This is a genomic window from Modestobacter lacusdianchii, from assembly GCF_054177765.1.
This window is the reverse complement of sequence record NZ_JBJJTJ010000001.1, coordinates 172,182-196,120: the sequence shown is the minus strand read 5'-3', so window position 1 is coordinate 196,120 and position 23,939 is coordinate 172,182. Positions and strand designations below refer to the sequence as shown.

Annotated in this window: 23 protein-coding genes and 1 pseudogene; 12 read left to right on the top strand and 12 right to left on the bottom strand. The window is 76.8% G+C overall.

Annotated features, from left to right (window positions below; translation table 11 throughout):
• Positions 1-71 precede the first annotated feature (71 nt).
• On the bottom strand, positions 72-902 hold the full coding sequence (locus tag ACJTNH_RS00935) for a lipase family alpha/beta hydrolase (protein ID WP_458172328.1): 831 nt from the start codon (positions 900-902) through the stop codon (positions 72-74).
• A 35-nt stretch (positions 903-937) separates the two neighbouring features.
• On the opposite strand from ACJTNH_RS00935, the gene ACJTNH_RS00930 reads away from it, so the two are divergent.
• Positions 938-1,594 carry a CDP-alcohol phosphatidyltransferase family protein gene (locus tag ACJTNH_RS00930; RefSeq protein ID WP_458172326.1) on the top strand — a complete coding sequence of 219 codons (657 nt, stop codon included), beginning with the start codon at positions 938-940 and terminating at the stop codon, positions 1,592-1,594.
• 119 nt (positions 1,595-1,713) lie between these two features.
• Positions 1,714-2,697: a carbohydrate kinase family protein gene (locus tag ACJTNH_RS00925; protein WP_458172325.1), complete on the top strand. Its 984-nt coding sequence runs from the start codon at positions 1,714-1,716 to the stop codon at positions 2,695-2,697.
• 123 nt (positions 2,698-2,820) lie between these two features.
• On the opposite strand, the gene ACJTNH_RS00920 is transcribed toward ACJTNH_RS00925, so the two are convergent.
• The 7 genes and pseudogenes from ACJTNH_RS00920 to ACJTNH_RS00890 form a co-directional block, all read right to left on the bottom strand.
• Complete coding sequence (locus ACJTNH_RS00920) at positions 2,821-3,477, bottom strand: flavin reductase family protein (RefSeq protein ID WP_458172324.1); 657 nt, start codon at positions 3,475-3,477, stop codon at positions 2,821-2,823.
• A 31-nt stretch (positions 3,478-3,508) separates the two neighbouring features.
• Positions 3,509-4,075 (bottom strand): annotated as a pseudogene (locus tag ACJTNH_RS00915) (peroxiredoxin family protein); the annotation flags it as partial.
• 102 nt (positions 4,076-4,177) lie between these two features.
• Positions 4,178-5,320 carry a glycosyltransferase gene (locus ACJTNH_RS00910; protein WP_458172323.1) on the bottom strand — a complete coding sequence of 381 codons (1,143 nt, stop codon included), beginning with the start codon at positions 5,318-5,320 and terminating at the stop codon, positions 4,178-4,180.
• Entirely contained in the window at positions 5,317-6,117 is an 801-nt protein-coding gene (locus ACJTNH_RS00905) for a carotenoid biosynthesis protein (RefSeq protein WP_458172322.1), read from the bottom strand. Before ACJTNH_RS00905 ends, ACJTNH_RS00910 begins: the two co-directional genes overlap by 4 nt.
• Positions 6,114-7,727 carry a phytoene desaturase family protein gene (locus ACJTNH_RS00900; RefSeq protein WP_458172476.1) on the bottom strand — a complete coding sequence of 538 codons (1,614 nt, stop codon included), beginning with the start codon at positions 7,725-7,727 and terminating at the stop codon, positions 6,114-6,116. Before ACJTNH_RS00900 ends, ACJTNH_RS00905 begins: the two co-directional genes overlap by 4 nt.
• A 56-nt stretch (positions 7,728-7,783) precedes the next feature.
• Positions 7,784-8,377, bottom strand: a complete 594-nt coding sequence (locus tag ACJTNH_RS00895) for a GNAT family N-acetyltransferase (RefSeq protein ID WP_458172321.1) — start codon at positions 8,375-8,377, stop codon at positions 7,784-7,786.
• Positions 8,374-8,901, bottom strand: coding sequence for a YbaK/EbsC family protein (locus ACJTNH_RS00890; protein WP_458172320.1), 528 nt, complete (start codon positions 8,899-8,901; stop codon positions 8,374-8,376). The genes ACJTNH_RS00895 and ACJTNH_RS00890 overlap by 4 nt, the downstream gene beginning before the upstream one ends.
• Before the next feature lie 299 nt (positions 8,902-9,200).
• On the opposite strand from ACJTNH_RS00890, the gene ACJTNH_RS00885 reads away from it, so the two are divergent.
• Genes ACJTNH_RS00885 through ACJTNH_RS00875 form a run of 3 tightly spaced genes read left to right on the top strand, consistent with a single transcriptional unit; the run spans position 9,201 to position 13,854 of the window.
• Positions 9,201-9,527 carry a DUF6504 family protein gene (locus ACJTNH_RS00885; protein WP_458172319.1) on the top strand — a complete coding sequence of 109 codons (327 nt, stop codon included), beginning with the start codon at positions 9,201-9,203 and terminating at the stop codon, positions 9,525-9,527.
• Entirely contained in the window at positions 9,527-10,048 is a 522-nt protein-coding gene (locus tag ACJTNH_RS00880) for an SAV_6107 family HEPN domain-containing protein (protein ID WP_458172318.1), read from the top strand. The genes ACJTNH_RS00885 and ACJTNH_RS00880 overlap by 1 nt, the downstream gene beginning before the upstream one ends.
• Positions 10,045-13,854 (top strand): DNA polymerase III subunit alpha, encoded by a 3,810-nt coding sequence (locus ACJTNH_RS00875; RefSeq protein ID WP_458172317.1) that lies wholly within the window; start codon positions 10,045-10,047, stop codon positions 13,852-13,854. Before ACJTNH_RS00880 ends, ACJTNH_RS00875 begins: the two co-directional genes overlap by 4 nt.
• Before the next feature lie 97 nt (positions 13,855-13,951).
• Here ACJTNH_RS00875 and ACJTNH_RS00870 read toward each other — a convergent pair whose 3' ends face one another.
• Entirely contained in the window at positions 13,952-14,713 is a 762-nt protein-coding gene (locus ACJTNH_RS00870) for a metallophosphoesterase family protein (RefSeq protein WP_458172316.1), read from the bottom strand.
• A gap of 108 nt (positions 14,714-14,821) precedes the next feature.
• Here ACJTNH_RS00870 and ACJTNH_RS00865 point away from each other — a divergent pair, with 108 nt between their 5' ends.
• Positions 14,822-15,562 carry a methyltransferase domain-containing protein gene (locus ACJTNH_RS00865; RefSeq protein WP_458172315.1) on the top strand — a complete coding sequence of 247 codons (741 nt, stop codon included), beginning with the start codon at positions 14,822-14,824 and terminating at the stop codon, positions 15,560-15,562.
• A gap of 19 nt (positions 15,563-15,581) precedes the next feature.
• Positions 15,582-16,751, top strand: coding sequence for an alkaline phosphatase family protein (locus tag ACJTNH_RS00860; protein WP_458172314.1), 1,170 nt, complete (start codon positions 15,582-15,584; stop codon positions 16,749-16,751).
• Positions 16,752-16,754: 3 nt separating this feature from the next.
• Here the strand turns inward: ACJTNH_RS00860 and ACJTNH_RS00855 are convergent, their stop codons facing one another.
• From ACJTNH_RS00855 to ACJTNH_RS00845, 3 genes are read right to left on the bottom strand one after another with little or no spacing between them, the layout of a single operon-like run.
• On the bottom strand, positions 16,755-17,747 hold the full coding sequence (locus tag ACJTNH_RS00855) for a sucrase ferredoxin (RefSeq protein ID WP_458172313.1): 993 nt from the start codon (positions 17,745-17,747) through the stop codon (positions 16,755-16,757).
• On the bottom strand, positions 17,725-19,092 hold the full coding sequence (locus ACJTNH_RS00850) for a cupin domain-containing protein (protein ID WP_458172312.1): 1,368 nt from the start codon (positions 19,090-19,092) through the stop codon (positions 17,725-17,727). The genes ACJTNH_RS00855 and ACJTNH_RS00850 overlap by 23 nt, the downstream gene beginning before the upstream one ends.
• Before the next feature lie 2 nt (positions 19,093-19,094).
• Entirely contained in the window at positions 19,095-19,370 is a 276-nt protein-coding gene (locus tag ACJTNH_RS00845) for a BatC protein (RefSeq protein WP_458172311.1), read from the bottom strand.
• A gap of 136 nt (positions 19,371-19,506) precedes the next feature.
• Here ACJTNH_RS00845 and ACJTNH_RS00840 point away from each other — a divergent pair, with 136 nt between their 5' ends.
• From ACJTNH_RS00840 to dinB, 5 genes are all read left to right on the top strand, one after another.
• A complete protein-coding gene (locus tag ACJTNH_RS00840) occupies positions 19,507-20,505 on the top strand; it encodes an acyl-CoA dehydrogenase family protein (RefSeq protein ID WP_458172310.1) in 999 nt (332 codons plus the stop codon).
• Positions 20,502-21,245, top strand: coding sequence for a PIG-L deacetylase family protein (locus ACJTNH_RS00835; protein ID WP_458172309.1), 744 nt, complete (start codon positions 20,502-20,504; stop codon positions 21,243-21,245). Before ACJTNH_RS00840 ends, ACJTNH_RS00835 begins: the two co-directional genes overlap by 4 nt.
• A complete protein-coding gene (locus ACJTNH_RS00830) occupies positions 21,242-21,856 on the top strand; it encodes a class I SAM-dependent DNA methyltransferase (protein ID WP_458172308.1) in 615 nt (204 codons plus the stop codon). The genes ACJTNH_RS00835 and ACJTNH_RS00830 overlap by 4 nt, the downstream gene beginning before the upstream one ends.
• Positions 21,853-22,590: a glycosyltransferase gene (locus tag ACJTNH_RS00825; RefSeq protein WP_458172307.1), complete on the top strand. Its 738-nt coding sequence runs from the start codon at positions 21,853-21,855 to the stop codon at positions 22,588-22,590. Before ACJTNH_RS00830 ends, ACJTNH_RS00825 begins: the two co-directional genes overlap by 4 nt.
• Positions 22,591-22,667: 77 nt before the next feature.
• Entirely contained in the window at positions 22,668-23,876 is a 1,209-nt protein-coding gene (gene dinB, locus ACJTNH_RS00820) for a DNA polymerase IV (RefSeq protein ID WP_458172306.1), read from the top strand.
• The last annotated feature ends 63 nt before the right edge of the window (positions 23,877-23,939 follow it).

Here is a 23,939-nt window from a genome sequence, read left to right as displayed (position 1 = left end):
CCGGCTACACCTCGTCATGCCCGATCCGGTTGCGCGTCACCCGAAGTGGGTGGCCGGCGCAACGGTCCGGCTCAGCCCTGCCGCAGCCGGGCGCAGTCGGTGGCGGTCAGCTCCACCGGCGGGCCGGCCGCCAGCTGTGCCAGCACCATCGCCTGCACCAGCGGGTCGGTGGGCAGCTGGCCGTGGCCCACCTGGGCGTCGGCACAGATCGCCTGGACCGGGAGCTCCAGCGCGCCGTCCAGCCGGGCGGACTCCGGCGGGGTCACCGTGGTGTCGTCCGTCGTCCAGATCGACACCCAGCTCGGCCCCTCGGGGGTCTCGTCGCCGGCGTTGAGCTGCGCGAGCAGGTCGCTGTCGGTGGTGAGCTGCTGGCACCCCTCCGGGCACTGCGACGGCGCCAACGAGGTGGCCAGGTCGGCGACCCGGGTGCCGTGGTGCGGCGACCCGAGGGTGAGCACCCGGCGGGCCTGCTCGGCGCCACCGTCGGCCGCCCACAGCCGGGCGATCACCCCGCCGGCGGAGTAGCCGACCACGTCGACGCTGCCCGCACCGGTCCGGGCCAGTGCGTCGTCCACCGCTGCGGCGAGCGCGTCCGCCGACGCGGTCAGGTCACCGGTGCCCTCACCGGGCACCGCCACGACGCTCGCGTCGCGGCCGACGGCGGTCAGTCGGTCGGCGAGGCCCTGCAGCGAGCGGGTGGACCCGCCGTACCCGGGCACCAGCAGCACCGGGCCGGGCTCGTCCTGGTCGGGGGCGGCGACGGTCGCGTCGTCCCCGCGGCCGGACAGCAGCGGGACGGCGACGGCCACCACGGCCAGGACGACGACCGCCAGCAGGGCGAGCACCAGGCGGCGGCGGGCGGGGGACAGGCCGGCGAGCACCCACCCACTGTCCCTGCTCACGGCGCCTCGTGCCCGCGTCGTGGTGGACTGCACTCGTGCTGACCCGCGACGAGTACCTGGCGGCGTGGTCCCGCTGGCACGGCGGCACCGACCCGGCCGACAGCCGGCTGGTGCGGGGCTGGCTGACCCTGGCCTACACGCTGGCCCGCCCGCTGGCCCGGTGGTCGCCGCTGGCGGTCACCGCCCTCGGCCTGGTCGTGGCCGCCGGCGCGGTCGGGCCCGCGGCCGCCGGTGGCGCCTGGCTGGTGGCCGCCGGGCTGCTCATCGGCCTGTCCGGGCTGTTGGACTCCCTGGACGGCGCGCTGGCGATCGCCGGTGGCCGCGCCTCCCGCCGGGGCTTCGTGCTCGACTCCGCGGTCGACCGGCTCACCGAGGTCGCCTACGCCCTCGCCCTCTGGGTGGCCGGTGCCCCCGGGTGGCTGGTCGCGGCGTTCGGGGCGCTGTGCTGGTTCCCCGACTACCTGCGGGCCCGGGCCGGGCAGGCCGGGGTCCGCGAGACCGGCGCGATCTCGGTCTGGGAGCGGCCCACCCGGGTGGCGATGGCCGGGTTCACCGTCGGTGGGGCCGGCATCGCCTCCGCCGTCGTCGACCCCGGGCTGGTGGTCACCCTCGGGGCCGCGGTGGGCTGCCTGCTCGGCGTGGTGGGAACGGCGCAGCTGGGGCTGCAGCTGCGCCGCGCGCTCGCCGACTGACCCAGGAGGGGCGGCCGGTACGAGTGCCCTCTTACCCTGGAGCGGCCTCGGCGCTCGTTCCTGCCCGGGGTCGAGCGGCCTGCCCGTGGCCGCCGTCCCCGCACGGAGAGAGTCCGCCCATGTCCGTCGTCGTGACCGGGTCCATCGCCACCGACCACCTGATGACCTTCCCCGGCAAGTTCACCGACCAGTTCGTCGAGGGGAAGATGGAGAACGTCTCCCTCTCGTTCCTGGTCGACGACCTGGTCCAGCACCGCGGCGGCGCCGGGGCCAACATGGCCTACGGGCTGGCCCAGCTGGGGCTGCGGCCGGTGCTCGTCGGCTCGGTGGGCAGCGACTTCGACGACTACGACGCCTGGCTGACCCGGCACGGGGTGGACACCGGCAGCGTCCGCTGGTCCGAGCTGAAGCACACCGCCCGGTTCACCTGCACGACCGACGTGGCGAACAACCAGATCGCGTCGTTCTACTCCGGCGCCATGTCCGAGGCCTCGCTGATCGAGCTGGCGCCGGTGGAGCGGCGGGTCGGCGCGGTCGACCTGGTCATCGTCGGCCCGAACGACCCGACCGCGATGGTGCAGCACACCGCCGAGTGCCGGGACCGCGGCTACCCCTTCCTCGCCGACCCCTCGCAGCAGCTGGCCTGGGCCGACGGCGACATGATCCGTGAGCTGGTCGACGGCGCCGACCTGCTGTTCACCAACGAGTACGAGCACGCGCTGCTGCTGCAGAAGACCGGCTGGGACGACGCCGAGGTGCTCGCCCGGGTCGGCACCTGGGTGACCACGCGGGCGGCCCAGGGCGTGCGGGTGGAGCAGGCCGGGGCCGAGCCGATCGAGGTCATCGCCGTCCCGGAGACCAAGCCGGTCGAGCCGACCGGCGGCGGTGACGCGCTGCGCGCCGGGTTCGTCGCCGCCCGGCAGTGGGGGCTGGGCATCGAGCGCGCCACCCAGGTGGGCTCCGCGGTGGCGACCGCCGCGGTCGAGGTGATCGGCACCCAGGAGTACACGCTGTCCCGGGAGCCCTTCCTGACCCGGTTCGCCGACGCCTTCGGCACCGACGCCGCCGACGAGGTCGCCCCCTTCCTCCCCGCCTCCGCCTGAAGAAGGACCCCGCTGCCCCCCACCACTCGCAGGCTCGTGGCGGGCCCCTGCAGCAGGGCCACCAGGGCAGGTGCGGCCGACTTCCCCGTGCGGCCGTGGTGGCGAACAGGGCCGCTGGGGGCGTCAGCCGCCGCGGAGGCGTTCGCCGATGGCGGGGTCGCCGGACCAGTCGTGGTAGGGGATCCGGCGGATCTCCGTGACCTCGCCGATCGTCGACCACTCGTTGCCGCCCAGCCGGGCCAGCGGGCGCAGCTCCTCGATCCGCGGTCGGCCGTCCCGCACCGCCGAGGCGTGGACGGCGATGTGCACCACCCGGCCGAAGACGACGGTGCTGTCGCCGAGGGACACCGTGCCGTGCAGCACGCACTCCAGCGACACCGGCGACTCGGCGACCCGGGGCACGCCGACCACCTCGCTGGGCTCGAGCCGCACCCCGGTGTGCTCGGCCTCGTCCTGCTCCGGCGGGAAGTCGGTGCCGGTGGCGTTGACCTGCTCGAACAACGCCTCCGGGGTCAGGCTGATGGTGAACTCGCGGGTCTGCTCGACGTTGGTCAGCGAGTCCTTGCGGCCCACGCTGGTGAACTGGACGACGGGCGGGTCGACGCAGGCCACCGTGTAGAAGGAGTGCGGGGCGAGGTTGCGCACGCCCTCGGCCGAGCGGGTGCACACCCACGCGATCGGCCGGGGGACGACGACCGAGTTGAGCACCCGGTAGAAGGCGCCGGGTGCCATCTCGGCGGGGTCGAAGTGCACCCGCGGTGGGCTGCTCTGCTCGGTCACCCGGACATCCTCGCGCCCGGCCACCGCGGGTTCAGCTCGGCTCCGGCGGGTGCTCGGCCCGCCACTCGTCGAAGGCGGCGAGGAACGACTCGGCCATCCGCTGCTCGGTGACCAGCTGGTCGCGGTCGGTGTCGTCGACCATGCGCTCGCTCAGCGCCTTCGTGTTGAACCGGATGGCCCGGAAGTAGGGGATGAACGACCGCGGCTGGAAGGCCCGCTCCGAGGGGCTCGGGGCAACGCCGTCCGGTGCCCAGGGCTCGGGTGCGGGGAGTGCGGGCAGTCCGAGGCCCTCGACCGCGGTGAGCACCGGCTCGTCGTCGGTGCGGTCGGTGAAGTCCCGGGACAGCTCCCGGAACACCTCCCGGCCGTCCGGCGCCACGACGACCACGATCGGCCGGAAGATCGAGGCCTCGGTGTCCCAGGCGCCCAGCGGCTGGGCCAGCCGGGAGCCGCCCGGGTCGCTGGCCCATCGGAAGGGCAGGTGCCAGGTGGCGTTCATGCCGCGCTGGACCTCGGGCGGGTCGACCGAGGCGAGCACCACCTCGGCGCCGGCGGCGGTGAGCCGGGGCAGGGACCGGGCCAGGCGGACCGCCTGGGCGCAGCAGTAGGGCTACCAGTCGCCGCGCAGGCCGACCAGCACGAGGGCGGCGCGCTCGGAGGAGCGCAGGGCGAGCAGCTCGCGAGGGTCCATCAGCCCAGGCTAGGGGCGGCCCGCCGGGGCTGCCGGGTGGCCGGCGGTCAGGGCCCGGCCGCGCCAGTGGAGCGTGCCGCGGTGGTGCCCGGCCACCGAGCGGGCGACCAGCACGTCCAGCAGCGCGACCGACACCGGGTGGGCCAGCGCGTCGGGCCACACCCGGCTGCCGGTGCCGGCGGCGACGACGGCCCGCCCGGCGACCCCGGCGGCATAGCCGACCGCTCCGGCCCGGGACCCGGTGAGCGCGGCCAGCGGGGGCAGCAACCAGACCGCGCTGAGCGCGGCGGCGGCCCCGACGGCCGCCATGGGCCGCCCGCCCACCGCCGACCACAGCGACTTGCCGTAGCCGTCCCGGACCCCCGGCCAGCCGTCGTACATCCGGCAGGCGGCCAGCGTCGAGCCGTCGACCACCACCCCGCGGCCGCCGGCGGCCTTCACCGCCCGCAGCAGCGCGACGTCCTCGATCACCTCGCCGCGCACCGCGGCGTGTCCGCCGGCCCGGTCGTAGGCCGCCCGGCGGACCACCAGGAACTGCCCGTTGGCCGCCGCCAGCGAGGGCCGCGGCGAGCGCTCGGCCAGCCGCAGCGGCAGCAGGGTGCCCCACAGCCACTGCTGCAGCGGCTGGACCAGTCGCTCGGCCGCGCTGCCGGTCAGCTGCCGGGGCCACGGGGACACCAGGTCCAGCCCCGCCTCGTCGAGGACGGCAGCGGCCGAGGCGATCGCGTCGGGCATCAGCCGCACGTCGGCGTCCAGGAAGACCAGCAGGTCGGTGTCGCCGGCGGCCTCTGCTCCCTGCGCGCAGGCGTGTGGCTTGCCCAGCCACCCCGCCTCCGGCGGCGTACCGGGGACCAGCCGCACCCGGTCGTCGCCGACCGCCGCCACCCGGTCGGCCGTGCCGTCGGTGGAGCCGTCGTCGACCACCACGACCCGGAGGTCTCGAACGCCCCGCTGGTCGAGCACGGCGGCCAGGCAGCCCTCGATCTGCTCGGCCTCGTCGCGGGCCGGGACGACGACGGTGACCCGCCGGGCCGTCGGGCGTGCGAGGGCCGGTGGCCGGCGCAGCAACCGGGTGTTGACCACCGCGTGCAGCGCGGCCAGCACCGAGAGGCCGGCGCAGACCCGCACCAGCCGCCGCCAGGCCGCAGTCACCGGCGGCGCTGCTGGAGCACCAGGGCGACGACCACCGGCAGGGCCAGCAGCACGCCCCAGACCGCGGACCCGGGCAGGCCCAGCCAGCCGGCGTGCGCGAGCGCACCGCCGAGCACCATCCAGCCCAGGGTGAGCAGCGGTGCGGTGTCGCCGGCGCGCGGCGGGCCGGGACGGGCGGTGCGGGCGACGAGCAGGTCGAGTGCGGTCATCAGCACCAGCCCGGCGAACAGCCAGCCGGCGAGGTTGGTCAGCGGCACCGTGTCGATGCCGGGCAGCCCCGGGCTGGGGTGCGCCCAGCGCCAGTAGCCGGCCTGGACCAGCTGCGGGTCGAGCACGACGTCCCAGACCGCGAAGACGTAGGCCGCGATCAGCACCCGCACCGGCCGGGACGACGGCGCGAGCCGGCGGGCGGCCACCCAGCTGGGCCAGGCCATCATCAGCCAGGCCAGCGGCACCAGGAAGGGCACGCCGAGCAGCGTCGGGCCGAGCACGTCGCTGTAGGTGTAGCTGCCGTAGGGGAACCCGGTGGCCAGGCCCAGCGCCTCGAAGAGCACGGCGACCACGGCCACCAGCACCAGCACGCCGAGCCCGGTGCGCAGCCCCCGGCTGACGGCGGCGTGGCTGATCGCGGCCGCCGAGCCGAACAGCACGATCGCCCAGCTGACCCCGTCGCGGGCCGGGCCGTCGGTGAGCGGGTAGGCGATCGCGGTGCCCAGCAGGGCCACGGTGAGCGCCAGCGGCACCCAGCCGGCCGACGGCCGGGGGAGGACGCGGGGGGCGGTGATCGCGCCGGTCATCCCGCCGTCCTCCGGCGGAGCTTCCGGACGAGCTCTGCTCGCAGCCGGGCCGCCGGACGGCGGTCGGCGAGCACCACCCGCGCCGCGGTGCGCCCGGAGTTGCCGGACACCCCGCCGCCGGGGTGCGTGGAGGCGCCGGTCAGGTAGAGACCGCCCAGGCCGGGCACCCGGTGCCCGGACAGCGCCGGGGTGGGCCGGAACCCGAACATGCTGGCCAGGCTCATCTCCACGTGCATGACGTTGCCACGCAGCAGGGACAGTTCCTGCTCCAGCTTCAGCGGGGTCTGTACGTACAGCCGCTGTACCGAGTCGGCGAACCCCGGGGCGTAGCGGTCGACCGCGGCGATCAGCTGCTGGGCGGCCCGGTCGGCGATCTGCTCCCAGTCCGAGCCGTCGGCGAGCTCGTAGGGGTACCACTGGCCCCAGATGGTGACCACGTGCTGGCCAGCCGGGGCCAGTGTCGGGTCGCTCGCGGAGAACGACATCGCCAGCGGCACCGGCTCACGTGGCAGCTCGCCGGCCAGCCAGTCGCCGTGCGCCCGGGCCAGCTGCGCCCGGTCGGTGCACAGCAGTTGCAGCCCCTGTAACGCCTCGTCGCCCACCCCGGGGTACTGCGGCAACGCGTCGGTCTGGCAGCGCAGCACCAGGCCGAAGCCGTTGCCCAACGGCGGGTCGGCGTCGGCCAGCGCGGGCGGTGCGTCGTCCCCGGCGAGGGCCTTGGTGGCCAGCACGTGGCAGGCGGCGACGACGACGGGTGCGGTGATCCGCCGTCCGGAGACCGTCTGCACCCCGGTCACCCGCCGGTCGCCGTCCGGGCCCTCCACCAGCAGCCGCGCCGCGCCGTCCCCGAGGGTCACCCGGCCGCCGTCGCTGGCCAGCCGCGCGGCCAGCGCCTGCGTGAGCCCGCCCGAGCCGCCCACCGGGTGGCCGGGCGGGACGTCGTGCAGCAGCGCCACCCAGGCGACCATCGCGGCCGTGCCGGGCTCGGACATCGGCGGGCCGGACTGCGCCCCGAACCAGGCCAGCGCCGCCTTGAGCCGTTCGCTGGTGAACCAGCGGTCCAGCAGGGCGTCACCGGAACCGAGGAAGTCGGTGGCGATCTCCCCGCCGGAGGTGCGCGGCTGCCCGCGCCGGGGTGCGCCCACCGGCCACAGGTGCCGGACCAGCCGCGCGGGGCTCGGCCGGTCACCGAAGGCCGAGACCACCGCGGCGCTGCGCGGGCCCCACACCTCGACGAACCGGCGGTAGGCCGCGGCGTCGGCGTCCCCGCACGCGGCGGCGATCGAGGCGCAGGTGGCGTCGAGGTCGACGGAGAAGACCAGCGGCCGGCCGTCCGGACCGGGGTCACCGGGCACCGGCGCGGGCGCGAACCCCCACGGGTCGCAGTCGACGTAGTGCAGCCCGTGCCGCTCCAGCTCGAGCTCCTCGACCACCCCGCTGTGCCGGATGATCACGTGCGCGCTGGAGCCGCGGTCGACCCGCACGCCCGGCCAGCGCTCCACGGTGGAGACCGCGCCACCGAGCACCTCGTCGGACTCCACCACCTCCACCCGCAGCCCGGCCCGGGCCAGGTGGCAGGCGGCGACCAGGCCGTTGTGCCCTGAGCCGATGACGACGGCGTCGACGGCGGTGTCGGCCAGGGGTGTCTCCGGTGTCGCTACGGGGATCAGTCCTTCGGGACGGGGCGGGCCAGCGGCAACCGGGCGCCGAGGATGGCGAACGGGCGCGGGTCGCCGGGGAAGTGGTGATTGCGGGCCAGGTCGACGAACCCGTCGGCGTGGTAGAGCCGGAAGGCCTTGGTGTCGGTGTCCGGGGTGCTCAGCAACGCGGCCGGGTACGGCAGGTCGGCCAGCAGGGCGTGCAGCAGCTGGCGGCCCAGGCCGCGGCTCTGGGAGTCGGGGTGCACGTGCAGCTCGCAGACCTCGAAGGCCCCCGGCAGCCACTGCTTGGCCGTACGCCGGTCGAGGGCGCTGCGCACCTGGTCGTGCCACCACTGGCCGGGGGCGACCAGGTAGCCGTAGCCGAAGCCGACCAGGCGCTCGGCCGTCGTGCCGTCCTCCTGGCGGCCCTCGGCGAAGGCGCCGACCGCCCGGAAGCCGGGCCGCTCGGTGTGCTGCACGGCGTAGCCGTAGCGACCGGCGACGACGGAGTCGCCGTAGCCCATCGCGGCGCCGTAGATCGCCAGCGCCTCGTGCAGGTGCTCGCGCATCCAGCCGGCGGGCAGCTCGGTGACGCGGGTGGCGGGGGTGGTGTCGGTCATCGGGGGGTCCCCTCGTCGTCGCCGGGCCGGGAGCCGGGCCCGGGGCCCACCTCCGCGGGTGTGCCGGCGGTGAGCTGCAGCAGCTCGTCGTAGCTGGTGGGGAAGACGGTGTGCGGGTGCCCGGCCGCGGCCCACACCTGGTCGTGCCGGGCCAGCTCCACGTCGACCAGGGTGCCGATCGGCGCCGGGTGGCCGATCGGGGCGACCCCACCGATGGCCTGACCGGTGTGCTCGCGGACGAACCCGGGCGTGGCCCGGGCGATCCGGGGGACGCCGAGCAGGTCGGCGACGAGGGCCTCGTCGACCCGGTGCGCGCCGCTGGTCAGCACCAGCAGGGGCTGGCCGCCGGCGTCGAACACGAGGCTGTTGGCGATCGCGCCGACCTCGACGCCCAGCTGCGCGGCGGCGGCAGCGGCGGTGCGGGCGCTGTCGGGCAGCACGCGCACCTCGCCGGTTGCGCCGGCCTCGCGCAGCAGGCGTGCCACCTCGGCGACCCGGGGGTGCTGGGTCTCCGCGGCGGTCATGCCGGCGATCCTCCCACCGGCGCCGGGCCCGCGCCCCACCCGGGAGCCGCCGGTGGGTCCGTGGCCGCTGCCGGACCGGCGGCGCTCGGTGCAGCGGCTGTAACGACACGGCCGCCGACACGCCCGCGTCGGCTTGACGCCCTCGGTGGTGGACCGGTCTACTGGTCGGTGTTCGAACACCTGTTCGAACACCGGTGGGTCCGCTCACCGGCCCGGGTCGTCACGCCGCAGGGTGTGCGCTTCCCCGCCGGGCCGGTCGCGGTCCGACCGGTGGGGGGCTGAGAGTTGCGGAGTCTGTCATGAGCCGGGTGCTCGTCGGGGCCGGTGGCCACGTCGGTGAAGAGGTGCAGGTCGAGCAGGGGCCGTCGGGGCCGGCCCAGTTCTGGCGGGCGCAGACCCGCTACGTGGTGGGTGAGCTGCTCGACTCCTGGGTGGAGACCGCACCGTGGTGGCAGCCCGGCGCCGCCGGTCGTGGTGGCGCGTCCGCCGACCTGGTGGCCACCCGGCAGGTGTGGCGGGTCGAGGCCGTCCGCGCCGGGCGTTCCCGGATGAGCTTCGCCGGGGTGTTCGACCTGTCCTGGGAGCCGACGGCGAACCAGTGGCTGCTCGTGCGGGTGCACGACTGATGGGCGCCGCACGTGCCCTGCCGGCCCAGGGCGAGCTCCCGTTGCCCCCACCGCTGCCGACCGCCGCGGCCCAGCTGCTCGGCCAGGCCCACCGCGGCCTGGGCGAGGCCGCTGCCTGCCCCGACGCCGGCTGGCGGTACGCCACCGCGCACCTGGCCGCGCTCCGGGCCGCGGCCGCGGTGCTGGCCGCCCGTACCCAGCCCGAGCCGGCGCGGCGCCGGCCGCGCAGCGCCTGGGTGCTGATCGGTCAGGTCGCCCCGGAGCTGGGCGAGTGGGCGGCGTTCTTCGCCGCCGGGGCGGCCAAGCGCGCCGCGGCCGAGGCCGGGCTGTCGCACGCGGTGACCGAGCGGGAGGCCGACGACCTGGTGCGCGACGTGCGCACGTTCCTCGGCGTCGTCGAGACCGCGATCAGCCGCCCGGTGGCGTCGCCACCCCGGCTGCGCGCGGTCGACCCGGGCTCGCGCCGTCGCGGCTCCGGGCGCACCGGCCCGAGCACCACCGGTCCGAGCACCACCCCGTGAGCGACCCCTTCGTCCACCTGCACGTCGCCTCGGGGTACTCGATGCGGCACGGCGCCAACCACCCGGCCGACCTGGTCACCCGGGCAGCCGACCACGGCATGGGGGCGCTGGCGCTGACCGACCGCGACGGCCTCTACGGGGCGGTCAAGTTCGCCCTGGCCTGCCGGTCGGCCGACATCCGCCCGCTGTTCGGCGTCGACCTCGCCGTCGACCCGGTCGCCGGCGGCGAGCCGGGGGAGCAGACCCCCGGCCGGATCACCGCCGCCGCCCGGCACCGGGCCGCGCACCCCGCCGGCCGCCGGTCCCCGGCCCGCGGCGGGGCCAGCGTCGACCCGCGGTCCCCACGGGTCACCTTCCTCGCCCGGGACGGCGCGGGCTGGCGGTCGCTGTGCCGGCTGACCAGCGCCACCCACCTGGGCGGCACCCGCGGGGAGCCGGTGAGCTCGCTGACCCTGGCCGCCGAGCACTCGAACGGGCTGCTGGCGCTGCTGGGCCCCGGGTCCTCGGTGGGCCGGGCGCTGGCCGCCGGCCGGGCCGACCTGGCGCACGCCCGGCTCGCTGCCTGGCGATCGGTCTTCGGCCCCGGGCAGCTGGTGCTGGAGGTCGTGCACCACCGCGGGCAGGGCGACCGGTCCCGCGCGCAGGCGATGCTGCGGCTGGCCGCCGAGGCCGGGGTGCCGGCGGTGCTCACCAACGCCGTCCGGTGCGTCGACGCCATCGACGCCCCGACCGCCGACGTCCTGGACGCCAGCCGCCGACTGGTGCCGCTGGGGCAGCGGCACGTCGACCGGCGCACCGCCGAGGGGCACCTGAAGTCGGGCAAGGAGATGGCGCTGCTCGCCGAGGAGCTGGCCGGCCCCGACCGGGACGCCGCGCTGCGCCTGCTGGAGACCACCGCCCGGGTCGCCGAGCAGTGCGTGGTCGACGTCCGGGCCGACCTCGGCATCGGCACCGTGCGCCACCCCGAGCTCGACGTGGTCACCACCTCCGCCGAGCGGGGGATGAGCCCCTCGCAGGTGCTGCGCGGCCGGTGCGAGGCCGGGTTCGGCCGGCGCGGGATGAGCCCGACGGCCGCGGTGCGCGAGCGGCTGGAGGAGGAGCTGGCGGTGATCGACTCCCTCGGTTACCCGTCCTACTTCCTCACCGTCGCCGACGTGGTCACCCTGATCAAGGAGCTCCGGGTGCGGGCCGCGGCGCGCGGCTCGGGCGCCGGCAGCCTGGTCACCTACCTGCTGGGCATCTCCGACGTCGACCCGATCCGCTACGGCCTGCTGATGGAGCGGTTCCTCTCCCCGCTGCGCCACCAGCTGCCCGACATCGACATCGACGTCGAGTCCGCCCGGCGGATGGAGGTCTACGACGCGGTGATCGACCGCTTCGGTGCCTCCCGGGTCAGCTGCATCTCGATGATGGACACCTACCGGGTGCGGCACGCGATCCGCGACGTCGGCGCCGCCCTCGGGCTGCCCCCGGCCGAGGTCGACGCGGTGGCCAAGGCGTTCCCGCACATCCGGGCCAACCAGGTGCACGCGGCGCTGCGCGACCTCCCCGAGCTGCGGGCCAGCCGGATGGGGTCGCAGCGGGGCGGCGGCACCGGCGACCTCGACCTGCTGTTCGACCTGGTCTCCCGGCTCGACGGGCTGCCCAGGCACATCGCGCTGCACCCGTGCGGCGTGCTGCTCTCCGACGCCACCCTGCTCGACCGCACCCCGGTGGAGAACAGCTACCTCGGCTACCCGATGAGCCAGTTCGACAAGGACGACGTCGAGGAGCTGGGGCTGCTCAAGCTCGACCTGCTCGGCATCCGGATGCAGTCGGCGATCGCCCACGCCATGGACGAGGTGGCCCGGGTCGACGGGGAGCAGGTCGACATCGACGCCGTGCCCCGCGACGACCCGGCGACGTTCGAGCTGATCCGCAGCACCCGCACGCTGGGCATGTTCCAGATCGAGTCACCGGGCCAGCGCGAGCTGGTCGGCAAGTTCGGGCCGCAGACCTTCGAGGACCTCATCGTCGACATCTCGCTGTTCCGGCCCGGGCCGGTGAAGAGCGACATGGTCACCCCGTTCCTGATGGCCCGGAACGGCTGGCGCGACCCGGTGTACCTGCACCCCGCGCTGAAGCCGGCGCTGGAGCAGACCGCCGGGGTGGTGGTCTTCCACGAGCAGGTGCTGCAGATCGTGTCGGTGATGACCGGTTGCACGCTGGCCGAGGCCGACGAGGTGCGCCGGGCACTGGGGGAGAAGGACGCCCACCCCGAGGTCAAGGCCTGGTTTGCGCCGCGGGCGCTGGCCGAGGGCTTCGACACCGCGGTGGTCGAGCAGGTCTGGGAGGTGCTGGTCGCCTTCGGCTCCTTCGGCTTCTGCAAGGCCCACGCCGCGGCGTTCGCGCTGCCCACCTACCAGTCGGCCTGGCTGAAGACCCACCACACCGCGGCCTTCCTGGCCGGGGTGCTCACCCACGACCCGGGCATGTACCCCAAGCGGCTGATCCTCGACGACGCCCGCAACTTCGGCGTGCAGGTGCTCGGCCTCGACGTCAACGCCTCGGCCGGCACCTACCGGATCGAACGGGTCGACGGCGGCCCGGACGACGGCACCATGGACGACGGGGCTGCCGGCGACGGGCCTCACGGCGACGACCTGGACGACGGGGGCCGGTCGTGGGCCCGGCCGTCGTGGATGCCGGCGTCGATGCCCGACCCGGGGCGGTACGGCATCCGGCTGTCGCTGGCCGACGTGAAGGGGATCAACGACGAGGAGGTCACCCGCATCCAGGCCGGGCAGCCCTACCGCTCGCTGACCGACTTCTGGAACCGGGCGCGGGTGTCCCGGCCGGTGGTGGAGCGGCTGGTGCTGGCCGGGGGCTTCGACTCGGTCTACGGGTTCGGGGTGCGCGACAGCGAGGCCGGCCGGCCCGCCCGGCGGCGCGAGCAGCTGACCCGGCGCGACCTGCTGCTGCAGATCGGCGAGCTCGACCGCTGGAGCCGCAGCGGCGCCAAGGCCGCGGGCACCGGCCAGCTGGGCCTCGACCTGTTCGGCGCCGAGGCCTCGGCGGAGCCCGGGCTGTTCGACGTCGAGGTCCCTGCCGAGGGCGCCGGCGGCCAGCCGGAGTTCGTCGCCTCCGGGCTGCCGGAGTTCACCGACGCCGAGCGGGTGCGGGCCGAGCTGGAGGTGCTGGGCTTGGACGCCAGCCGGCACGTCGTCGAGTTCTACCGGCCGTTCCTGGCCGCGCTCGGCGCGGTGCCGGCCGGGGAGCTGCTGCAGTGCCGCAGCGGGGCGGAGGTGCTGGTGGCCGGGGTGAAGGTGGCCACCCAGACCCCGCCGATCCGGTCCGGCCGCCGGGTGGTGTTCGTGACCCTCGACGACGGCACCGGCTGCGCGGACTCGACCTTCTTCGAGGACGTGCAGGGCCCCTACGCCGCCACCGTCTTCCACTCCTGGCTGCTGGTGGTCCGCGGGGTGATGCGCCGTACCGGTCCGCGCGGGGTGTCGATGCGGGCCACCGGTGCCTGGGAGCTGCCGGCGCTGCACGAGGCCTGGGAGACCGGCGGGATGGCCGCGGTCGCGGAGCTGATGGCCGCGCCGGGGGAGTACACCGAGCAGGCGATCACCGGGGCGGCGGCGTCCCGGGCGTCCCGCCCGGTGGTGGTGCGGCCGGTGCTGGTGCACCCGACCGGCTTCCGGATGTCGCCCTACGCCGACATCAAGCCCGCCGGCGAGGACGCCGCCACCGCCGCCCGCCGCGCGGCCGCCGCCCCACCCCGCAAGCTCTGGCACTCCAGCCCCGGCAGCTCCGGCCACTGAACGGGCAGCCCCACCGGTGGACCCGCACGGCCCAGAGCACCCGCAGTTCTGGGCCGTGCACGTTCACCGGTCGGAACGAGCCCGGGCCGCTGCCGGCTCAGCCGGCGGGGCGGCCGTCGCGGGGGCCGAAGACGGTGAGCGCCTCCGCGTCGCTGGCCGCCGATCGCACGAAGTAGTCGGCCCACTCCTGCCGGTCCGGGTACCCCGACTCGGCGACCACCCGGCCGACCGCCGCGTCCACGTCGATCGGCGTCCGGTGCAGCGTGACCGCGCCGTCGGCCAACAGCGCCCAGTGCCCGCCGGCCCGCCCGTACGGCATCCCGACGCTGCCCGGGTTCACCACCAGTCGCCGGTCCACCAGCCGCACGAACGGCATGTGGGTGTGGCCGCAGACGACCGTCGCCACCTCCGGCGGCAGCTCGGCGAAGACCTCGGCCCACCGCGCCAGCCGGGTGTCCACCAGCACGACCTCCTCGTCGTCCCGCGGGGTGCCGTGGCAGAACACGACCGGCCCGAAGCCGTCGACGTCCAGGGTCACCGGGTGCGGCAGCCCGGCCAGCAGCTCCACCTGGTCCGGGCGCAGCTGCGCGGCCGCCCAGCGGCTCACCGGGTCGGGCACGTCCAGGTCCGTGCCGCGGGCCATCGTCACCAGCTCCCGGTCGGCGTTGCCGCGCACCAGCAGCACCCGGTCGCCCAGTGCGGTCAGCCGGTCCAGCACCTCCACCGGCTGCGGACCGGCCGCGTGGTCGCCGGTGACCACCACCAGGTCGGCGCCGGCGACGTCCGGTTCGGCCAGCACCTCTTCCAGCACCGGCAGCACCCCGTGGACGTCGGACAGCACCGCGACGCGTCGCACCATGCCGCCACCCTGCCCGGGCGGTCGCGGCACCGGAACCGGTTCCGCTGCCGGCGCACACCCGCCGTCCGGCCCGGGTGGGCGCGGCGGTGCGCCACTAGGCTCCCCGGGGTGACGACCCCTCCCGCCACCGCCGCGCAGGCCCCGGCCCGGACGGCAGCGATCTGGGCCGCGCTCGACCCACTGGTCGCCGCCGGCACCCCGCTGCAGGTGCTCGACCTCGGCGGCGGCAGCGGGATGTTCGCCGTCCCGCTCGCCGCCCTCGGCCACCAGGTCACCGTCGTCGACCCCAGCGCCGACGCGCTGGCCACCCTGCACCGCCGCGCCGCCACGGCCGGCGCCGGTGAGCGGGTCCGCGGCGTCCAGGGCGACGGCGACCGGATGCTCACCGCGCTCCCGTCCGGCGAGGTCTTCGACCTGGTGCTGTGCCACTTCGTGCTCGAGGTCGTCGACGAGCCGGCCAGCACCCTCAGCCAGCTCGCCGGCGTGCTCCGCCCCGGCGGGCAGCTGTCCCTCGCCACGGCCAACCGGGCCGGCGCCGTGCTGTCCCGTGCGGTCGGCGGGCACCCGGTGGAGGCCCGCGCCCTGCTCACCGACCGCGACCCGGCGCCCGGCCGCAGCGGGCCCGCCCGCCGGCGCTTCGACCCCGAGCAGCTGTTCGCACTGCTCGCCGGTGCGGGCCTGGAGCCGGGGGAGTGGCGCGGCGTCTCGGTCGTCGCCGACCTGCTCGGGGCCGCCTCCGGCGCCGACCCCGACGCACTGCGCGCCCTGGAGCTGACCCTGGCCGGCACCTCGCCCTACCGGGACGTCGCCACCGGCCTGCACGTGCTGGCCACCCGGCCCGCCGGCTGACCCGGCGGGCCCAGCTGTCATGGTGCTGCCGGAGGAGTTCGGGGTCCCGGCCTACGGCGGGAACACCCTCGCCGACGTGCTGCCCAGCGTCGCCGCGGCCCTCGGTGTCCCGGTGCACCGCGGTGACCTGCCGGCCGACCCGCTCGACCTGACCCCGGCCCTCGGCGGTGCCCGCCGGGTCGCCGTCCTGCTGGTCGACGGACTCGGCGCCGACCTGGTCGCCGCCCACCCGCACGACGCCCCGGTGCTCAACGCGCTGGGCACCCCGGCCGGCGTGCTGTCCGCCCCGTGCCCCAGCACCACCCCGGTCAGCCTCACCACCCTGGGCACCGGTCTGCCGCCGGGCAGCCACGGCGTGCTCGGCTTCGTCACCGCGGTGCCGGGGCAGGGCCGGACCCTCAACCACGTGCACTGGGGCGACGACCCCGACCCGCGGGAGTGGCAGGCGCAGCCCACGGTCTTCGAGCAGGCGACCGCCCACGGGGTCACCTGCACCGCGGTCGGGCCGCACACCTTCCGCGGCTCCGGGCTGACCCGCGCCGCCTACCGGGGCGCCGACTACGTCGACGCCTACAGCGCCGGAGACCTGGTCGCCGGCATGCACGCCGCCCTCCGCGCCGGCGACCGCAGCCTGGTCTACGGCTACACCGCCGACCTCGACCTCACCGGGCACCTCCGCGGCGTCGACTCACCGAGCTGGCGGGCACAGCTGGGCATCGTCGACCGGCTGGTGGAGCAGCTCGCCGCCGGCCTGCCCGAGGACGCCGTCCTGCTGGTCACCGCCGACCACGGCATGGTCGACGTGCCCGACTCCACCCGGCTCGACGTCGAGGAGGAGCCCGGGCTGCTCGACGGGGTGGCGCTGCTGGCCGGTGAGCCGCGGGCCCGGTACGTGCACGCCGAGCCGGGCGCGGCCGCCGACGTGCTCGCCGCCTGGCGCGCGGTGATCGGCCACCGTGGCTGGGTGGTCGGCCGGGACGAGGCGATCGCCAGCGGCGTCTTCGGGGAGGTCGACGCCGCACTGGCCGCCCGGATCGGTGACGTCGTCGCCCTGGCCCGCGGCACCTGGGCGTTCACCGCCGGGGCGCAGGAGCCGCACGGGTCGGTGCTGACCGCCTACCACGGGTCGCTCACCCCGGTGGAGCTGGCGATCCCGCTGCTCGCTGCCCGCGGCCGCGCCCTCGGCTGAGGGTCAGGCCGCCTGCAGCGACAGCGGGTGCCAGGTGCGCCAGCGGCCAGGCCGGGCCGCCGCGCAGGTGAGCCGGTGCGCCTCGGGCGACAGCCGGCTCTCCACGGTGACCAGCACGTCGCCGGCCGGCCCGGTCAGCGTCACCTCGAACCGCTCGACACCACCCGCCGGCGCCTCGAGCGCGCGCACCCGCCGGGTGGCCAGGTCGTGCACGCCCAGCAGCCCGAGCTCGGCCCGGGCGTGCTGCTGGGCGGCCTGCGCCGCCGGTGGCACCCCGGCCCGGCCGCGCAGCCACGGCAGCGCGACCTGGCCGGCCGCGTGCGCGGCGAGCAGCGCGGCGCCGTCGTCGGGCACCTGGCCGTAGACGAAGCCCCAGGGCAGGACGACGACGTTGGCGGCGAACCGGTCACCGCCCAGGTGGCTGGTCTCCCAGACGTCGGCCGGGACGCCGCCGGTGGGCAGCGCCCGGGCCAGCGGCCGCCCCCGCACCGCGCAGCAGACGTCGTGCGCCCCGTGGGTGCAGACCAGGTAGGTGGGCACCTCCGTCGGCTCGCCGACCGACCCGTCCCAGGGCCGGTCGAGCAGCTCGGCGTCGGACTCCCGGGTCGACCACGTCACCGTCTCCCGGCCCGGCGTGGTGTCGGCGACCGCCCAGCGCCGGCCGGAGTCGGCCAGCCGCTCACCGGGCCGGCGCACCATCTGGATCCGCATGCCCAGCTCCCGCGCCCGGGCGGCCAGCCGGGAGGCGACCCGGCGGTCGAACCGGGACTCCAGCAGCGCGTCCCGGCCCCACGGGCCCGGCTGCTCGACCAGCAGCCACCGGCGGGCCGGCGGGGCGGTGGCGACGGGCGAGTCCCCGCGCAGCAGCGCCTGCACCGAGCAGCGGGCGTCGTCGAGCCGGCCCGCCGGGTTGGCTCGCGGGGCCGGAGCCTGCCCGGCGTCCTGGCAGAACTGCGGGTCGACCTCCGTGCGCTCAGGCCTCGGTGCGGTCGTCACGGGTCCCATCGTGCTCCGCGGCGCCGGCGGCGCCGCCGGCCCGGGCACCCGGGACGATCGCGATCGACTCGGTCACCAGGCGGCGGGCCAGGGTGAGCTGGTCGGCGGCGTCCAGCCCGGGCAGGTCGCCCACCCTCAGCTCACCGGCGGCGAGCAGCGCGGCCAGCGCCGGGTGCGTGGTGGCCGGCAGGTCGTGGGTGCGGCGGCCGGCCACCAGGGCGACCCGGTCACCGTCCGGCTCGCGCAGCTGCACCCGCAGCAGCGGTCGCACCCGCAGCACCGTGTCGGCGGTCAGCGCCGCGATCGCGCTGGACTGGGCCAGCGGCGACACCGGGGCCGGCCGCACCTGCGCCCAGGTGCGGGCGCGCAGCGCGTCGGCCACGGCCGCCGGGTCGACCTCGCCCAGCCAGCGCTGCAGGCCCGACAGCACCGCGGCGACGTCGTCGGCGGTGGCTGCCGGGTCGGCCAGGTCGACGCCGAGCGGCAGCGAGCCGCGCAGCGAGGGGTCGTCGGCGGCCAGGGTGCGGACCAGGTCCAGCGCCGACTCGACCGCACCCCACCGGGTCACCGAGTGCACGCCGACGGTCAGGTGCGCGCTGATCTCACCCAGCGCCACCGCCGAGTGCAGGTAGCCACGGGGCAGGTAGAGGGCGTCGCCGGGGCGCAGCACCGCGTCGATCACCGGGGTGCGCCGTGCCGCGGCGGCGACCTCGTCGGCGCGGTCGGCCCAGGGGTGGGTGCGCAGCGGGTCGGGGAGCACCGGCTCGTGGATCGTCCAGTGCTTCTCACCGGCGACCTGCAGCACGAAGACGTCGTGCACGTCGTAGTGCGGGGAGAAACCGCGCGAGGACGGCGGGGTGATGTAGGCGTTGACCTGGGTGGGGTGGCCGAGGTCGACGGCGAGCTGGCCGGCGAAGTCGATCAGCGGCGGCCACAGCCGGTGCAGGCCCTGCAGGACGACGGTGCTGCCCTCGGCGAACAGCCGGAGCACCGCGTCGGAGGAGACCTGGTCGGCGACCTCGGCGCCGGCGCCCTGGGGGCTGGTGAACCGCTTGGCGTCGACGACGGCGCCGTCCTTGGCGATCCGCACGAACGGGGTGCGCAGCCCGCGGGTGCTCAGCAGCTCGTCGACGGCCTCGAGGTCGAGCAGGTCGGTGAAGGTGCCGCCGAGCTCGGCGGCGGTGGAGAGGAGGGGCCGGCGGGCCCAGTGCTCGGTGGCGAACACCGCCGGGTCGACCCGGATGCAGCGGCGCAACGCGGGACGGGCATCGGCTCCCGCCCAGGGACGGGCACCGTCCTCCTGGGTGGAGGACGGCGCCCGGTCCTGCAGATCGAGGTCGAGCACGGTCAGGCCGAGCCGTCCGCGCCACCGTCGTGCTGCCCGGGCGTGCCGCCACCGGCACCCGAGTCGGCCGGACCCTCGGCGCCACCGTCGGCACCGCCGTCGGCGCCGCCATCGGCACCGCCGTCGTGCTGCCCGGGCGTGCCGCCGCCGGCGCCGGAGTCGGCCGGGCCCTCGGCGCCGCCGTCGGCACCGCCGTCGTGCTGACCCGGCGTGCCCTCGCCCGCGCCCGAGTCCGCGGGGCCCTCGGTGCTGGTCATGTCGTCGTCGTCGAACGCCATGGTTCCTCCGATCGTCGTCATCGTGGCCACCGGACGGCGGCCACCTGGGGCTGTTCTACCGCGAAGATCCACCTCCCACACCTCCGGGGACGAGGCGTCCCGGTTGCCCACAACCGGTGTGGCAGGGTCGAGGGCTGTGACCGTCCCCCGAACCGCTGGTCCAGGGCTCGAACCGGCCCGCGAGGCGGTGGCCGGCACCGCGGCGGCGTTCCGTGCGCTGCTCGAGGACGGCTGGTCCCCACCGTTGCCCGGCGCCGGCGCGACGCTGACCCGGTGGCGGTCGCTGGCCGCCGTCGCCCGCCGCGGTCTCCCGCTCGCCCGGCTGGCCGAGGGGCACGCCGACGCCGTGGCGGTGCTGGCCGAGCTGAGCGGCCCGGCGGTGCCCGAGGGCGCCCGGCTGGGCGTCTGGGCCGCCGAGCCGCCGGACGGGCAGGTCGTCGCCACCTCGACGCCCGAGGGCTGGCGGTTGTCCGGCCGGAAGCGGTGGTGCTCCGGCGCCGGCACGCTGACCGCGGCCCTGGTGACGGCCACCGCCGAGGACGGGCGCCGGCTCTTCCTGGTCGACCTGGGCCGGCCGGGCGTACGGGTCGACCCCACGACCTGGGTGAACGCCGGCATGGCCGGCAGCGACACCGCCGACGTCCACCTGCTCGACGTCCCCGGCGTCCCGGTCGGGGGCCCGCGTGGCTACCTGGACCGGCCCGGCTTCTGGCACGGCGGCATCGGCGTCGCCGCCGTCTGGGCCGGTGGCGCGCAGGGCGTGGCGGCGGCCCTCACCGCGGCCGCCGTCCAGCGCGGGCCCGACCCGCTGCGCGACGCCGCCCTCGGCGCGGTCGACGTGCTGCTCGCCGGGGTCGACGCGGCACTGCGGGCGGCCGCCGCGGAGGTGGACGCCGACCCGCTCGACCGCGCCGGGACCGCGCAGCTGCGCGCGCAGCGGGTGCGGGCGCTGGTGGCGCGCGCCGGTGCGGAGGTGCTGGACGTCGTCGGGCGGACCCTCGGCGCGGGCCCGCTGGCCCACGACGCCGAGCACGCCGCCCGGGTCGCCGACCTCACCGTCTACCTGCGCCAGCACCACGGCGAGCGCGACCTGGCCGCCCTCGGCGCACTCGTGCGGGAACAGGGCGTGCGGTGACCGGCGACCGGATCGCCGCACCGGGCACCGCGGAGCAGGTCTGGACGCCCTGGCTGACCGGGCAGGACTGGCCGGCCTGGGTGCCGGACCCGAGCTGGGCACAGGTGGCGGTCTGCGCCGCCCACCCGGACGACGAGGTGCTGGGCGCCGGAGGAGTGCTGGCGCTGCTGGCCGGCGCCGGGGTGCCGGTGCACCTGGTCGCCGCCACCGACGGCGAGGGCAGCCACCCCGGCAGCGCGGTGCTGCGACCGGCCGAGCTCGCCGCCGCCCGGGTGGCGGAGACCGTGGCCGCGCTGGCCGAGCTGGGCGTGCCGGCCCGGGTGACCCGGCTGCGGCTGCCGGACTCCGGGCTCGCCGGGTGCGCGGGCGAGCTCACCGAGCGGCTGGCCGCCGCCGTCGCCGGCTGCGACGCGGTGCTCGCCCCGTGGACCGGCGACGCGCACCCCGACCACGAGGCAGTGGGCCGGGCCGCGGTGGCCGCCGGGGCCGCGGCCGGCGTGCCGGTGTGGCAGTACCCGGTCTGGGCCTGGCACTGGGCCACCCCGGACGACCCCCGGGTGCCCTGGCACACCGCGCACCGGGTCGACCTGCCGCCGGCGGTGCGGGCCGCCAAGCGGGCCGCGGTGGCCCGGTTCGTCACCCAGGTCCGGCCGCTGGGTCCGGACCCGGCCGACCGGGCGGTGCTGCCGGCCGGGGTGCTGGCGCACTTCGACCGTGAGCTGGAGGTGCTCTTCCGGTGAGCCTGCCGCCGTCCTTCTTCGACGCGATGTACGCCGCGGCCGACGACCCCTGGTCGATGCGCACCCGCTGGTACGAGGAGCGCAAGTACGCCCTGACGACGGCGGTGCTGCCGCGGCGGCGGTACACCGACGGGCTCGAGGTCGGCTGCTCGGTCGGCGAGCTCACCGCGCGGCTGGCCGACCGGTGCGACCGGCTGACCGGGTGGGACGCCAGCGCCGCCGCGGTCGAGCGGGCCACCGCGCGGGTCGCCGGCCGCGGGCACGTCCGGATCGAGCAGGCCGCCGTGCCGGCCCGGCCGCTGCCGCAGGTCGACCTGCTGGTGCTCTCCGAGGTGCTCTACTACCTCGACGCCGCCGACCTGCAGCGGCTGCTGGCCCAGGTGCGGGCCGCGGTCCGGCCCGGCGGCACGCTGCTCGCGGTGCACTGGCGGCACCCGGTGAGGGAGTACCCGCAGACCGGGGACGCCGTGCACGATGCGCTGCGGACGGCGATCCCCTGGCCGCGGGTCGCCGCGCACGAGGAGCCGGACCTGCTGCTGGACTGCTGGGTGGCGGCCGGCACCGGGGACCTGCGGGCCGCGTCGGTCGCCGCCGCCGAGGACCTGTGGTGAGCGGGGTCGACCTGCTCGGCGTCGTGGTGCCCGCGCGGGACGAGGAGCAGCTGCTGCCGGGCTGCTTGGCGGCGCTGGCCACGGCCGCCCAGCTGCCGGGGCTGACCGGCACGGCGGTGCAGCTCGTGGTGGTCGCCGACGGCTGCACCGACGGCACGGTCGCGCTCGCGCGGCGCGCCGGCGTCGAGGTGCTGGAGGACGGCGGTCCGGCCGGCAACGTGGGCCGGGCCCGGCACCGCGGCGCACTGCACCTGCTGTCCGCGGCGGCACGGGCCGGGGTGGCGCCTGAGCGGGTCTGGCTGGCCAGCACCGACGCCGACAGCCGGGTGCCGGCCGACTGGCTGGGCGTGCACCGGAGCGCGGCGCGGTCGGGTGCGGACGCGTTCGTGGGCACGGTGGAGATCGACGACTGGACGGGCTTCGCCCCCGGGGCCGTGCGGGCCTTCGACGCGGCCTACGACGCCTGGCGGGCCGGTGGCGTCGGCGCCGTCCACCCGCACGTGCACGGCGCCAACCTGGGCGTGCGGGGCAGCGCCTACCTGCGGGCGGGCGGCTTCCCGCCGCTGGCGGTGAGCGAGGACCACGGCCTGGTGGGGGCCCTGGTGCGGAGCGGCGCGAGCGTGCTGCGCAGCCCGCTGGGCCCGGTGGTCACCTCCGCCCGCCGGGCAGCCAGGTCACGAGGTGGTCTCGGCGCCGACCTCGACCGCCTGGCGACGCGTTTCGGCGGCGGCTGACCGGCTACCCTCTCGAACACGTGTTCGATCACGAGGGATGGGGGTGTCAGGTGTCCGGACGCACTACTGGTTGCACGGTGCTGCACGTCGACATGGACGCCTTCTTCGCCAGCGTCGAGGTGCGCCGGCACCCCGAGCTGGCCGGCACCCCGGTCATCGTCGGCGGGGTGGGCAACCGCGGGGTCGTCACCTCGGCCACCTACGAGGCCCGCCGGTACGGGGTGCGCAGCGCGATGCCGACCTCCCGGGCGCTGCGGCTGTGCCCGACGGCCACCGTGCTCCCCGGCGACCTGGCCCTCTACACCGAGGTGTCCCGCTCGGTGATGGCGCTGTTCCGCTCGATCACCCCGCTGGTGGAGCCGCTGAGCTTGGACGAGGCGTTCCTGGACGTCGCCGGCGCGGGTCGCCGGCTGGGTGGGCCGGTCGAGATCGGTGAGTACATCCGGGCCCGGGTCTACGACGAGCAGGGGATCACCTGCTCGGTCGGGGTGGCCGGCAGCAAGTTCGTGGCCAAGCTGGCCTCCACCCGGTCCAAGCCCGACGGGCTGCTGGTGGTGCCCCCGGCCGAGGTCATGGACTTCCTGCACCCGCTGCCGGTCGGTGCGCTGTGGGGCGTCGGCGCCAAGACCGAGGAGGTGCTGCTGCGGCTGGGGCTGAAGACGGTGGGCGACCTGGCGCACGTGCCGGCGCGCACCCTGCAGCGGGCGGTGGGCCAGGCGGCCGGCAGCCACCTGCACGAGCTGGCCTGGGGGCGCGACCCCCGCCGGGTGGTGCCCGACGAGCCCGACCGGTCGACCGGGGCGGAGGAGACCTTCGGCACCGACGTCGACGACCCGCAGGTGGTGCACCGGGAGCTGCTGCACCTGGCCGAGCGGACGGCGGGGCGGCTGCGCTCGACCGGTCACCTGGCCCGCACGGTGACCCTGAAGGTCCGCTTCGCCGACTTCACCACGATCACCCGTTCCCGCACCCTCAAGGTGCCCACCGACGTGGGGCAGGAGCTGTACGACACCGCCCGCACGCTCTTCGACGCCCTCGGGCTGGACCGCGCCCGGATCCGGCTGGTCGGGGTGCGCGCCGAGGGGCTGGTCGAGGCCGACGCCACCGCCCGTCAGCTCGAGCTGGGGGCGCGGGAGCACGGCCGCCGGGACGCCGAGCTGGCCGCGGACCGGGCCGCCCGGCGCTTCGGCGCGGGCGCGGTCCGGCCGGCGACGCTGCTGGGTCGGCGGCACGTCCCGAGAGCCGGTCCGGTCGTGCGCGACCCATCCCGGGGAACCGGTCGCTGACCTGCTCGTCGGCCCTGTGGCACCCCCCGGCGGGGGGTTCCGGGCCCTCGACGGGTGTGTCGA

What these genes read in the sequence shown, in the direction of transcription:
- ACJTNH_RS00870 (WP_458172316.1), bottom strand. Translation starts at nt 14,713, where the DNA reads ATGGTGCGACGCGTCGCGGTGCTGTCCGACGTCCACGGGGTGCTGCCG.
- ACJTNH_RS00885 (WP_458172319.1), top strand. Translation starts at nt 9,201, where the DNA reads ATGAGCCGGGTGCTCGTCGGGGCCGGTGGCCACGTCGGTGAAGAGGTG.
- ACJTNH_RS00925 (WP_458172325.1), top strand. Translation starts at nt 1,714, where the DNA reads ATGTCCGTCGTCGTGACCGGGTCCATCGCCACCGACCACCTGATGACC.
- ACJTNH_RS00880 (WP_458172318.1), top strand. Translation starts at nt 9,527, where the DNA reads ATGGGCGCCGCACGTGCCCTGCCGGCCCAGGGCGAGCTCCCGTTGCCC.
- ACJTNH_RS00905 (WP_458172322.1), bottom strand. Translation starts at nt 6,117, where the DNA reads ATGACCGGCGCGATCACCGCCCCCCGCGTCCTCCCCCGGCCGTCGGCC.
- ACJTNH_RS00890 (WP_458172320.1), bottom strand. Translation starts at nt 8,901, where the DNA reads ATGACCGCCGCGGAGACCCAGCACCCCCGGGTCGCCGAGGTGGCACGC.
- ACJTNH_RS00860 (WP_458172314.1), top strand. Translation starts at nt 15,582, where the DNA reads ATGGTGCTGCCGGAGGAGTTCGGGGTCCCGGCCTACGGCGGGAACACC.
- ACJTNH_RS00845 (WP_458172311.1), bottom strand. Translation starts at nt 19,370, where the DNA reads ATGGCGTTCGACGACGACGACATGACCAGCACCGAGGGCCCCGCGGAC.
- ACJTNH_RS00895 (WP_458172321.1), bottom strand. Translation starts at nt 8,377, where the DNA reads ATGACCGACACCACCCCCGCCACCCGCGTCACCGAGCTGCCCGCCGGC.